We start from the raw sequence: 10,268 nt of genomic DNA on the forward strand, positions 1-10,268 counted from the left end.
CCGCAAAGCGGCCCTTTCGCGACGCAAGGCCGCTCCTACACGGGGCCAGTACACAGGCTTAGTGCCGCGGCTCCAGGTCCCCGGAATACAGCTCATCTTCGGACTCTTCCGAACCCGCGATCTTGTGTTCCTCAGCCGCCCAAGCCCCCAGGTCGATCAGCTTGCAACGGTCAGAGCAAAACGGCCGGAACGCGCTTTTCTCGTTCCATTCCACAGGTGCGCCACAGGTCGGGCAATCGACGGTCAATGGCTGGCTCATGGCTGGCCTCCTCGTAAAGTCAGGTAAAAGTGGTGCAGACGGTCGATCTGCTGGTGCAGCGCCGCGAGGTCGCGGTCATTGACCACCACATCGTCGGCATGGCGCAGACGCTCTTCGCGGGCCAGCTGGGCCTGCAAAATGGCCTGCACCTGCTCAGGGCTGGTGTTGTCCCGCTGCAGGGTGCGTTGCACCTGCAACGCCTGCGGGGCATCGATGACCAACACGCGTTGGGTCTTGCGATGCTGGCCAGACTCAATCAGCAAGGGTGACACATACACCGCATACGGCGACTGCGCCTTGGCTAGGTAGCTGAAAATCTCCTGCCCAATCAGCGGGTGCAGCAGGGCTTCCAGCCATTGGCGCTGGGCCGGGTCGGCGAAAATCAGCTGGCGCAAGGCGCCGCGGTCGAGCTGGCCGTCGTCCAGCAGCACGCCTGGGCCGAAGCGCTCGACGATACTGGCCAGCGCCGGGCGACCAGGCTCAACCACCCAGCGCGCGGCCTGGTCGGCATCGACCAGGTGCACGCCAAGCTCGATGAAACGCTCGGCGGCGGCACTCTTGCCGCTGCCGATGCCACCGGTCAGGCCGAGAATCCAGGGGGTGAAAGCTGCAGTGGTCATCAGAATCCAAGCAGTTGCAGGTAAGAGGCGTATATTTCATCACCCCAGAGCACAGCAATCCACCCCGCAATTGCCAGATAGGGGCCAAACGGCATGGCCATGCCGATGGAATGCTTGCGCATCCGCAGCAGGAACACGCCCACCAACGCCCCCACCACCGACGACAGCAGCAAGGTCAGCGGCAGCACCTGCCACCCCCCCCAGGCACCGATCAGTGCCAGCAGCTTGAAGTCGCCATAGCCCATGCCTTCCTTGCCGGTCACCAGTTTGAACAGCCAGTACACCGTCCACAGGGTGAGGTACCCGGCCACGGCACCGCACACCGCATCGGGCAAGGGCACCAATACGCCGCAGTAATTGACGATCAACCCAAGCCACAGCCCCGGCAGCACGATCGCGTCAGGCAGCAATTGTTGGTCATGGTCGATCAAGCTCAGGGCCAGCAAACCCCACGTCAGCGGCAAAAGGGCCAGTGCCTCGACACTGGCCCCGCACCGCCAGGCCACCGCCATCGACAGCAGCGCACAGCCCAGCTCGACCAACGGATAACGCACGCTGATGCGCTGCTTGCAGGCAGAGCAACGCCCACGCAACGCCAGGTAACTGAGGATGGGGACGTTTTCCCATGCCCGAATCCGATGCCCACACTGGGTGCACTGCGAGGCCGGCAGGCACAGGTCGAAACGCGCATGCTCGGCCACCGGCAACCCCAGCACTTCCTGTGCCTCACGCTGCCATTGGCGGTCCAGCATGATCGGCAGGCGGTGCACCACCACATTGATAAAACTGCCCACCAACAGCCCCAGCACGGTCGCCAAGATGATGAAGTAAGCCGGCTGCAAAGCCAGGAAGGTCCATAAAGTCATGTTCAGATCAAGCTACCCAGCTGGAAGATCGGCAAGTACATCGCCACCACCAGGCCGCCAACCAGCAGGCCCAGGACCAGCACGATGGCGGGCTCCAACAGGCTGGTCAACTGCTCCAGCGCCTGGCTGACCTGTTCCTCGTAGTGGCTGGCAGCTTTTTCCAGCATCGTGTCCAGCGTGCCACTGGATTCACCAATGGCCACCAACTGCACCAGCAGGGGCGGGAACAGCGGCTCGGTGGCCATCGCCTGGTTCAGCCCCTGCCCATTGGCCATGCCCTGGCGTAACCGCAAAATCGCATGTTCATGCAACTCACCACCACTCACCTTGGCCACCGTCCCCATGGCATCCAGCAGCGGCACCCCAGCGGCGTACGACGTTGCCAAGCTACGCGCAAAACGCGCCATCGCCGCCTGCCTCAGCAGCGCGCCGAACACCGGCAGGCCCAGCACCCGCTGAGATATCCAAAGGCGCGCTGGCGCATGCTGCCGGTAAAGCTGGCGCCCAGCCAAACCCAGCATCGCCATACCGACCAGCAACAGCGGCGCATAACGCCCCAGCCCTGTGGACAAGTCGATCACCCACTGCGTAAAAGCCGGCAGCGCAGTATCAAACCCCGCGAACAGGCTCTGAAACTGCGGAATCACCTCCAGCAACAAAACCGCCGACACCCCCAACCCCGTCAGCAGCAGCAACAGCGGGTAAATCATCGCCTTGCGCACCTTCTTGTGCAGGGCCAGGCGCTGTTCCAGCATGCCCGCCAGTTGCTCGAGCTGCCGGTCCAGCGTGCCGGATTGCTCACCCACCCGCACCAGGTTGCAGTACAACGTATCGAACCACCCCGGGTGGCGCTGCAGCGCATCCGCCAGCCCCAGCCCCGACGCCACATCCTGTTTCAATCGCACCAGCAACGCCGCCTGCGCCGCATCACACCCACTGCGCCCCATCACCTCGAACGCCTGCAGCAGCGGCACTCCGGCTTTCAGCAAGGTCGCCAGCTGCCGGCTGAAGCCCGCCGGGTCAGCTTTTTCCGGCCGCTTTGGCCACCGCCACGCCAGCCCACCAGCCGGCCGCAAACGGGCCACCAGAATGCCCTGGCGCAGCAACCCCGCGCGCACATAAGCCGGGCTGCGCCCAGGTGTTTGCCCGCTGACGGCCAGGCCATTGGCGTCGGTGCCCTGCCAAGCGTAGAGGCGTATCGAATGGTTCATGCAAAGGTCCTTTTTTTGCCCGAGCGACAAGCTTGGAAACAGCTTGCCGTGTCCATGAGAGGGCGTGCTTCCCTGATGCTCACTAGAGTAGTTCAGCGAAGGTGACGCCCAGGCGGGCAGGGGTGACAAAAGGTGTCTGTTCAGGCCTACTGCGCCGCTGCCAGCCTGGGGTCGAGAGTGACCCCAAATGTGTATGCGTATAAACAAGGAAAACGTTCATGAAAGGGCAACGCGGTATCACCCTGATCGAACTGATGATCGTCGTCGCGATCATCGGCATTCTGGCGACCATCGCCATCCCGATGTACACCAACCACCAGTCCCGCGCCAAGGCGGCGGCCGGGCTGTTGGAGATCACCTCACTCAAGCCCCCCATGGACCTGCGCTTGAACGAAGGCAAGGACGTGCTGGATGTAGGGTCGCTAGGCGGCCAGCCAGCGACGGCGCATTGCGCGATTACGGCTGAAGGCAAGGCTGTTGACGGCACTGGCAAGATCGAATGTACCCTGGTCGATGCCCCGGCCACCGTGGTTGGCAAGGCCATCACCCTGACCCGCTCCGCGACCGGATGGACCTGCACCACCAACATCGAGGCAGACCTTGCGCCAAAGGGTTGCAAAGGGGCGTGAGGGTAGGGCAATAAACGAAGGGAAACAGGGGTTTGCGTAACGGCTGCGGCAGTGGTACGTTGCGCTACACGCCGGTGTAGCTCAGTCGGTAGAGCAGCGCACTCGTAACGCGAAGGTCGCAGGTTCGATTCCTGTCTCCGGCACCATATAGATTGGCCAGCGGGCGATTTTTCGCTTGTTGGCCGCACTAAGAAACCCGCCTTGTGCGGGTTTTTTTGTGCCTGGTTATTACTCTGCTGATCTGCGTGTTTTTGACTTAATGGGGCGCGGTTTTTCACTTGGCGTCGCACGGCTTTCTAGATAGTGGTTATCTGTTGATTCGGTTTTGACCAACGTTTACTGGGGTAAAGGCCGAATTTTTCTAGATAATGTTTTTTCGTCTAGAGAGAATTTTCAGATGCGCCAGTTTTGTCACTACGACCTGCAGCAACGCTGAGACCACCGACCAATTGCTGGAAATTGCCAGCATCGAGAAGGCAATGGACTACATCGAAGAGGTGATGAAACCCGGTGAAGACTGACAGAGCATACGATTCGAGAGCTGCACGCCATGACTGTCCTGGGGTTGCAGCGCGAAGGCGATAAAACGCCTGGCGCCTACCGGGAAGGCGTCGTCAGGATCGCTCAGGCGGAGCATCTACCGCCGGACGGTGTGTTGGTGCCGCAGTACATGCAAGAGTTGGTCAGCTTCATCAACCGTGACGACTCGCCTAAATACGCCCTTATGAAGGTCGCCCTGGCGCACCACCACTTCGGTTGGATTCACCCATTCGGCAATGGCAATGGGCGAGTGGTAAGGCTGCTTACCTATGCGCTGTTGATGAAGTACGGCTTCAACGTCAACACGGGTGGCCGAGTGCTCAACCCCACGGCAGTGTTCTGCAATGACCGGGACAACTACTACACCATGCTGGGGGTGGCTGATTCCGGTACCACTGCGGGCTTGGAGGCATGGTGTACCTACGTGCTGCAGGGTATTCGGGATGAGCTGGAGAAGGTGGACAAGCTCACTGACTATGCCTATCTCACGAGATGCATTCTGCACCCAGCGGTGAGCTTTGCACGCAGTCGGGAGTGGATCACCGAGACTGAGGAACAGATCCTAGTCAGTCTGATAAAGATGAAGGTAGTGAAATCAAGTGATATTGCTTCCTACGCTCCCCTCCAATCAACGAACGTATCAGATTAAAAACTTGGTAGAGCAAGGGATGCTTTTGCCGGTTAATCCGGGGGCGAGGCAATACACAATTGGCTTTCCAACAACTACTTGGTGCGTGGGGTAATCAAGGCGTTGAGGGAGCAGGGTTTCATTCCAGAACCCCTCGACAAACCTTGAGTTCTACCTGAACCCCCACACCAATGTGACGATGCCAAGTTCTCTGGATGGCAGCAACCAGCAAGCCCATGAGCGCGGTAGACCCTTGTCCTATTTCAGTCCAAATAGCCCTTCTTGCGCGCAAGACTGATGGCATGCTCGAAAGCCTCAAGCTGCACCGTCGACCGCGGCTCACGATCTACCGACCACTGGTAAAAATTGGCACCACTTCCCCAGCGTGCGATCACTATTGGAACTGGGAGCCGTGGAGGGCCAAGGTAAAGATCGAATCGCCCCAGGCTGCCAAGAAATGTGCAATCTCCGGGGGGGCTGCGTGTTGAGGTTGAGACATTTGGATTTTCCTATGTCGGTTGGCTGCTGCGAGCCGTGAAGTAGAACGCCAAAATCACACCGATTAGCGGAGCCGCAAACGCGAGGATTTCACTGAAATAACTGCTTTGCGTCAGGGCAGCTGCGAATACCCCAATCAGCAAGAAATACACTGTCACTAGAGCCAAGATAGGAGCAATACGTTTGTTCAGCCGTTCAGTTCTTGGCTCTGCGTGTCCAATACCATGGCAGACCCCGCAGGGCAGCCCGAAATGCCCAATTCCTTTTAAATCATTGAGCTTTACGCAAGAGCCGCAGGAGCCGCCATTCTCGCCCTTTCTGCATGTACCTGTACACTCGCAATGAGCACAGGGGTGAAGATTGGCTTTAACGTCCATGGTCTATTTTCCGGTTACTTGCGGAGCTTGAAGCCGGACGCGTCCAAGGCTTCCAGTTCGCTGGTTGGGATTCCAACTGCCAGGTTATGCGCAGCGACACGACGCGCAATTTCGGACTTGGTTGCATCATCCTGGCTGTGGTTGTAAGTCGATGTGCAGAGGCCGATTTTGCCGTTTGCTACGCGCACAGCGGCGCCCTTGTAGCCGGAACTAGCAGGGGCTCGCTGAACAATTAGCTAATCGGCGGTCTGGCTCGGGTCGATGGCAGCCATGGTCGGCTTTACCTAGATCTGCGGATGACTCAGCAGCAATAGGTCAGCGAGTAGAGCTTCGACGTGAGCCTGCATGCGGTGAAAATACCCAACGTAATCGTCTTGTCAACACCCAGCGGCTCAAGGGCCTTAGTCAACCCGTAGGTCTGGCCAAGTATTCCTTCAGTGTCGTTCATGTTTGGCGAGCGTTGGATGTGGGCCCGCATACGGTGATGCTCTGGCAAAAAACACTCTGGGGCTTCTACGTCATCGAATGTGACAAGCAGGGACTGTAACCTTTTCTGCGGCTTGAGATCTGATAGGTCCTGAGTCGCCACCTTCATCCGTGGCGGGTGAGTTTAAGCCGCCGCTCAGGCAGCTTGAGCGATTGGGCCATTGTCCGTCATAACGTTTTTCCGGTATCAGTTGATTACTTGTTTGTGCCGCTTTTTTCGATGCTCTCAACGAGCAACCATCCCACAGGCTCAATGGTCACGACTTGCATCACCAAGTATGGTTTGCACCGTCTCATCATCGCTGATTGCCGCCAACACCTTGGCCGTCAGAGAGCGTCTGCCACTGTGCGACGATCCCTGTTTGATAGCGGCCTGCCTGTAGGGCCTGGTGATGGTCTGCTGAAGCGAATCACATGTCCGGTACACCTCATTTCCACCGTCCAGCTCACGGTGCTTCAACGCCAGTTCAAAGGCTTGACCCTTGTGCGTAGTGACCAGCTTTTATCCAAGGCGCGGGCCTCTTTACTCGTCAGTTTCCGAACGGCCCCAGCGCCGCTGCAAGCGAACTGCGATCCAACAATCTAGGGCAGCAAAGCAGCGAAATTGAGGACAACCACACTCCGTTGGCCAGTCTCGCGAAAACTGGGACCTAATGTCCAACAAACGTCCGTATGTCTCCGCACTAGTAAAGTGTTTGGTTGCAGTCCATGAATGTTGCGAACCACCCCTAGCAAAGCCCGCCTATCGCGGGCTCGCTGTTTCTGCATGGCTGGTTTTGTATCGGTACTCCGGCCCCAATAACTTAGGATTGCGGTAGTAGGAAGTGGATAATTCACTTACCCCATTCAAGAAAAGGAAAACACCATGGCCAAACCACACGACTGGAACGACTGGGCTGGCGGACTGACACTGGTCCTTCAGACAATCGTTTATGTTCCACTGCTTTACGTCATCCTCATGCCATGGCTCTGCCTTGTGCTTGTGAAGCTTGAGAAGACGCCACTCTTCCCAGGGTTTTTCCACGCGATGGCCTCAACGGGCTGGCTGGTTGCCTCTGGGGTTGTGGGCTTGGTAGTGCTGTTCGTTGTGATTCGTAGCTTGCTCCGCTGAAAAGCGCCGGGACGTATTGGAAGCTGGGTGCGCCAGGGCACCATGCCCCATCTGGTAGAAGCGACAGCACAAAAAAACGGGCCGCTGCGTTAGCAGGGCCCGTTGACGGAAGCAGTTTTAGGTTTTGTACGAAAAGTATGGTCATCCATCGTTGTGGGAGCGAGCTAGCCCCGCGATCTGCCGCAACGCGGCAGCAAAGCCTGAATTCGCGGCGACTTTGACGCTAGTCGATATCGGGTGTGGGAGCGCTTCGCACTCCATCGCGGGGCAAGCCCGCTCCCACAAAACTTTTTGTACAGAGCCTAGGGTTGGTTGTTCTCTTGGATCAGATCCAGCAAGTTTTGGTCCTCAGGCCGAGCAGACACTGTGCGTAGGAACCCCACGTTTTGAAATGTTAAATGTGGATTTCCCGAATGGATCAGCGACGAACTCTCTAACACCGCTCTTCATTCCAATCCCAGAAGTTATCGCAGTCCGACTGTAGCTCGATGATCGGTTCCCCATACCCTAGGCTCAACACGCTTGAGTCATCGTTGACACGCTGCAGATCGGTACCCGATTGCAGGTGTTCATGCCAATAACCGTCACTGCAGAGTAGTAGCCGCGCATCCGTTGGAAGGTCTGTTGTAAGGCAGTACGGAGAGTGAAAGCGCCTCGCGTTCAGAGATCGGGTAAGCAGATGTCGTGATTCCTCAACCCCCGAAGCCCCCGCCTGCCAGATAGCCTGCTCTTGCAGATTATGTGGGCGGCTCAACCAGTTGATGGCTTCCGCCGGCCGGTGGATCCCTATAAGGCAATCGCCAACATGTGCGATATGGAGCAACTGCTGCTGCAGGTCGACGAGAACGCAGCAATAGCTTGCGATGGCGTGCAGGTATTGTTCGCGTAGTCGCTGTTGTTCGGCGCGCATGATGCCGACCAATCCCGCGAGACTCAGCTGATGCGCTTCTCTAAGCGCAACGTCGATCACGGTACGAGACCAGTGTCTGGCAAGGCCTTGCCCGTCGCCTTTTTCTGCAGCATCCACGAGCATGGCCAGCACGTGATGATCCTTGCGCCCGAAAGCTGCAGCATCGTTATTGCTGAGCCTGGCTCTGCCTTGGCGACTGGTCCAACCAATCCGCATCAGTGTTTGTCGCCTGCGAGGTCTTCCAGCCGCTCGAATAGCAGATTTTCGCGACCTGCGTCGCCTCTCGCTTGGGCGTTGACGGCATATTCAAAGTTCCCATCGCGAAGCAACTTGCCAATCTCCTGGCTGATGTAGTCGCGTACCTCGTCGGCTGCTGACTTGATTTCGTCTTGTAGCTCTGGACGCCCGTCAATCAAGTTTAGGATGTCCTCTATGTCACGACTGGACAGCGCATCTCCCCGGCCACGCCCTTTCCATGCCTCCAGTTTAGTGGCCACAAAGTACACGGGGCTGACCAGATTGATTGTGGTTCCCTCGTCTAGGTCATAGGTTGTGGAGGTGGCCATTGCGTCCTTGTACCAGCGGTTGCTGAACCCGAGGGAATCGTCGTCCGGCATGAAGTCAACGCGAAGGTCGCCAAGTTTCATTGCGCAAATGGGGAAGTCATCGTCATCTTCTTGTGGGGTAACCCGGAAGCCGCGAGCGCTCAGAGCTTCCTGCAAACGAATGAAGCCTACGGGGCCCATGACGTGCACGATCAGATCCACATCGTCGGTGCTGCGTACTTGCTCACGCGTGAAGGCATCGGTCAGGAGCAAACCCGTGGTGCAACCACCCACAAAGGTCATCTGCTGGCGCAACTCTGGCCCCAATGCGTGGGCAACCTCGTACAGCATGCGTTTTAGGGTACTGAAAACGCTCATAGCGACTCCAATCGATCCTGCAGCAGTTCAGCTGCAAGGTTTCGTTCGCGGGGCTGTCCCAGCCGTATGGCATCGACCAGCGCCAACAAGGCGTACATTTCCGGGTCTTTTCGAGCTGCGTCGGCCGCAGTCTTGAACAGCGGCTCGACCTTCATACCCAGGGTATTGCCGCGGGCGTATGGCCACACTGGCACGTGTTCACCGGCGCTGGTCAAGGTCTTGTGCAGTACTGGTGCTGCGAAGCCGGTTGTAATACCACGTGTCAGCTCGCCGGCACGGGCTGGAAGCACGTACTTCAGGCCGTAGACGATGAACTCATACAGCGCCTTGGTGTTGGCTCTAGGGACGCCCAGCTTGCGGTCGGTTCTGGCCAGGCCGATCTCAATGCAATGCTTCAGAGAGAGGTTTATCTGTGTCTTGCTTATGCCAGTTTGAAGCTCCAATGCACGGGCGGTGTAGGCGGACGCACGCATCTCAACATGTAGCTGGCCCGGGTATGCAGGCAACTGGTCATCATCCAGGTCCTCCCAGTCTTTCCAGTCGTGCGGCCAGGCCGCCATAGCCCTGTCGCTCGATTCATGCCGTTGTAGGCAAACCAGCTTGAGTAGTAAACCGATGTCTTGACCTTTCATGCCATAACCTGTTGTTGTTGTCCCGCGTCCTGGGACACGGGACAACAAGAACATGCAATTTGTTGTTGTGCAAGCAGGAAAATGAAAATCTTCGAAACCGCTAGGTGCAGCGTCGAGAGGAAGTTGGTGACCGCTGCGAGGCCTACAGCACAGGGCGAACATTCACCCAGCCCTGAACCTTGCAATAGCCCCCTCACAGGGATAAATTGCCCCAGTCGTCGAAGCATCGGCGACGCGACCTTGGCCGGTCGGAAACGAAAGGCGCATCAGCGCCCAGTCTTCATCGCAGGCGCTTTTTTTGTGCCCGCGATGTTGCGTTATGGCGGTGGTGCGCGGGACACCTTCGGGTGTGCCGGGCTCCTTTCGTCCCGGTCGGCCAACCCGCGCACTGCTGCCACCCCAACTTGCTTGGCCGCGAGCGGTGGCAGTTCCATAACGAAAGGAACTCATGCATGACCACCAGAAGTCCATTAAGGATCCTCGCATCCGCTCTCCGCCGCCGCCCTTCGCCGCCGCCCTTCGCTGGCCGCCACCCCCCACCGTTTCTACCCCCTCAACACCCAATCCCACCCCCCCTC

10 protein-coding genes, 1 tRNA gene and 1 pseudogene are annotated in these 10,268 nt (G+C 58.2%); 4 read left to right on the forward strand and 8 right to left on the reverse strand.

Annotated elements, in window-relative coordinates:
- Positions 1-58: 58 nt before the first annotated feature.
- From yacG to HU750_RS26315, 4 genes are read right to left on the reverse strand one after another with little or no spacing between them, the layout of a single operon-like run.
- Positions 59-259 (reverse strand): DNA gyrase inhibitor YacG, encoded by a 201-nt coding sequence (gene yacG, locus HU750_RS26300; RefSeq protein ID WP_027594560.1) that lies wholly within the window; start codon positions 257-259, stop codon positions 59-61.
- A complete protein-coding gene (gene coaE, locus HU750_RS26305; protein ID WP_186683257.1) occupies positions 256-879 on the reverse strand; it encodes a dephospho-CoA kinase in 624 nt (207 codons plus the stop codon). Before coaE ends, yacG begins: the two co-directional genes overlap by 4 nt.
- Positions 879-1,745 carry a prepilin peptidase gene (locus tag HU750_RS26310; protein ID WP_186683259.1) on the reverse strand — a complete coding sequence of 289 codons (867 nt, stop codon included), beginning with the start codon at positions 1,743-1,745 and terminating at the stop codon, positions 879-881. The genes coaE and HU750_RS26310 overlap by 1 nt, the downstream gene beginning before the upstream one ends.
- 2 nt (positions 1,746-1,747) lie before the next feature.
- A complete protein-coding gene (locus HU750_RS26315) occupies positions 1,748-2,956 on the reverse strand; it encodes a type II secretion system F family protein (protein ID WP_186683261.1) in 1,209 nt (402 codons plus the stop codon).
- Between the two features lie 218 nt (positions 2,957-3,174).
- Between HU750_RS26315 and HU750_RS26320 the strand changes: the two genes are divergently transcribed.
- The 3 genes and pseudogenes from HU750_RS26320 to HU750_RS26330 form a co-directional block, all read left to right on the forward strand.
- Complete coding sequence (locus tag HU750_RS26320; RefSeq protein ID WP_186683263.1) at positions 3,175-3,585, forward strand: pilin; 411 nt, start codon at positions 3,175-3,177, stop codon at positions 3,583-3,585.
- Positions 3,586-3,655: 70 nt separating this feature from the next.
- Positions 3,656-3,731, forward strand: a tRNA-Thr gene (locus HU750_RS26325).
- 285 nt (positions 3,732-4,016) lie between these two features.
- Positions 4,017-4,921 (forward strand): annotated as a pseudogene (locus HU750_RS26330) (Fic family protein); the annotation flags it as partial.
- Positions 4,922-5,262: 341 nt separating this feature from the next.
- On the opposite strand, the gene HU750_RS26335 reads toward HU750_RS26330, so the two are convergent.
- Positions 5,263-5,628, reverse strand: coding sequence for a molecular chaperone DnaJ (locus HU750_RS26335; RefSeq protein ID WP_186683265.1), 366 nt, complete (start codon positions 5,626-5,628; stop codon positions 5,263-5,265).
- A gap of 1,351 nt (positions 5,629-6,979) precedes the next feature.
- Here HU750_RS26335 and HU750_RS26340 point away from each other — a divergent pair.
- Positions 6,980-7,225 (forward strand): hypothetical protein, encoded by a 246-nt coding sequence (locus tag HU750_RS26340; protein WP_186683267.1) that lies wholly within the window; start codon positions 6,980-6,982, stop codon positions 7,223-7,225.
- Positions 7,226-7,658: 433 nt separating this feature from the next.
- On the opposite strand, the gene HU750_RS26345 is transcribed toward HU750_RS26340, so the two are convergent.
- From HU750_RS26345 to HU750_RS26355, 3 genes are all read right to left on the reverse strand, one after another.
- The gene (locus tag HU750_RS26345) at positions 7,659-8,258 is read right to left on the reverse strand and encodes a hypothetical protein (RefSeq protein WP_238348952.1); all 600 of its coding nucleotides are present in this window, start codon (positions 8,256-8,258) and stop codon (positions 7,659-7,661) included.
- Positions 8,259-8,350: 92 nt separating this feature from the next.
- The gene (locus HU750_RS26350) at positions 8,351-9,058 is read right to left on the reverse strand and encodes a nucleotidyl transferase AbiEii/AbiGii toxin family protein (protein WP_186683271.1); all 708 of its coding nucleotides are present in this window, start codon (positions 9,056-9,058) and stop codon (positions 8,351-8,353) included.
- Positions 9,055-9,690 (reverse strand): hypothetical protein, encoded by a 636-nt coding sequence (locus HU750_RS26355; RefSeq protein WP_027594544.1) that lies wholly within the window; start codon positions 9,688-9,690, stop codon positions 9,055-9,057. The genes HU750_RS26350 and HU750_RS26355 overlap by 4 nt, the downstream gene beginning before the upstream one ends.
- Between the last annotated feature and the right edge of the window lie 578 nt (positions 9,691-10,268).

This window comes from Pseudomonas sp. SWRI50, from assembly GCF_014269095.1.
GTDB lineage: Bacteria > Pseudomonadota > Gammaproteobacteria > Pseudomonadales > Pseudomonadaceae > Aquipseudomonas > Aquipseudomonas kermanshahensis.

What these genes read in the sequence shown, in the direction of transcription:
- HU750_RS26320 (WP_186683263.1), top strand. Translation starts at nt 3,175, where the DNA reads ATGAAAGGGCAACGCGGTATCACCCTGATCGAACTGATGATCGTCGTC.
- HU750_RS26355 (WP_027594544.1), bottom strand. Translation starts at nt 9,690, where the DNA reads ATGAAAGGTCAAGACATCGGTTTACTACTCAAGCTGGTTTGCCTACAA.
- HU750_RS26345 (WP_238348952.1), bottom strand. Translation starts at nt 8,258, where the DNA reads ATGCTCGTGGATGCTGCAGAAAAAGGCGACGGGCAAGGCCTTGCCAGA.
- HU750_RS26350 (WP_186683271.1), bottom strand. Translation starts at nt 9,058, where the DNA reads ATGAGCGTTTTCAGTACCCTAAAACGCATGCTGTACGAGGTTGCCCAC.
- HU750_RS26315 (WP_186683261.1), bottom strand. Translation starts at nt 2,956, where the DNA reads ATGAACCATTCGATACGCCTCTACGCTTGGCAGGGCACCGACGCCAAT.
- yacG (WP_027594560.1), bottom strand. Translation starts at nt 259, where the DNA reads ATGAGCCAGCCATTGACCGTCGATTGCCCGACCTGTGGCGCACCTGTG.
- HU750_RS26340 (WP_186683267.1), top strand. Translation starts at nt 6,980, where the DNA reads ATGGCCAAACCACACGACTGGAACGACTGGGCTGGCGGACTGACACTG.
- HU750_RS26310 (WP_186683259.1), bottom strand. Translation starts at nt 1,745, where the DNA reads ATGACTTTATGGACCTTCCTGGCTTTGCAGCCGGCTTACTTCATCATC.
- HU750_RS26335 (WP_186683265.1), bottom strand. Translation starts at nt 5,628, where the DNA reads ATGGACGTTAAAGCCAATCTTCACCCCTGTGCTCATTGCGAGTGTACA.
- coaE (WP_186683257.1), bottom strand. Translation starts at nt 879, where the DNA reads ATGACCACTGCAGCTTTCACCCCCTGGATTCTCGGCCTGACCGGTGGC.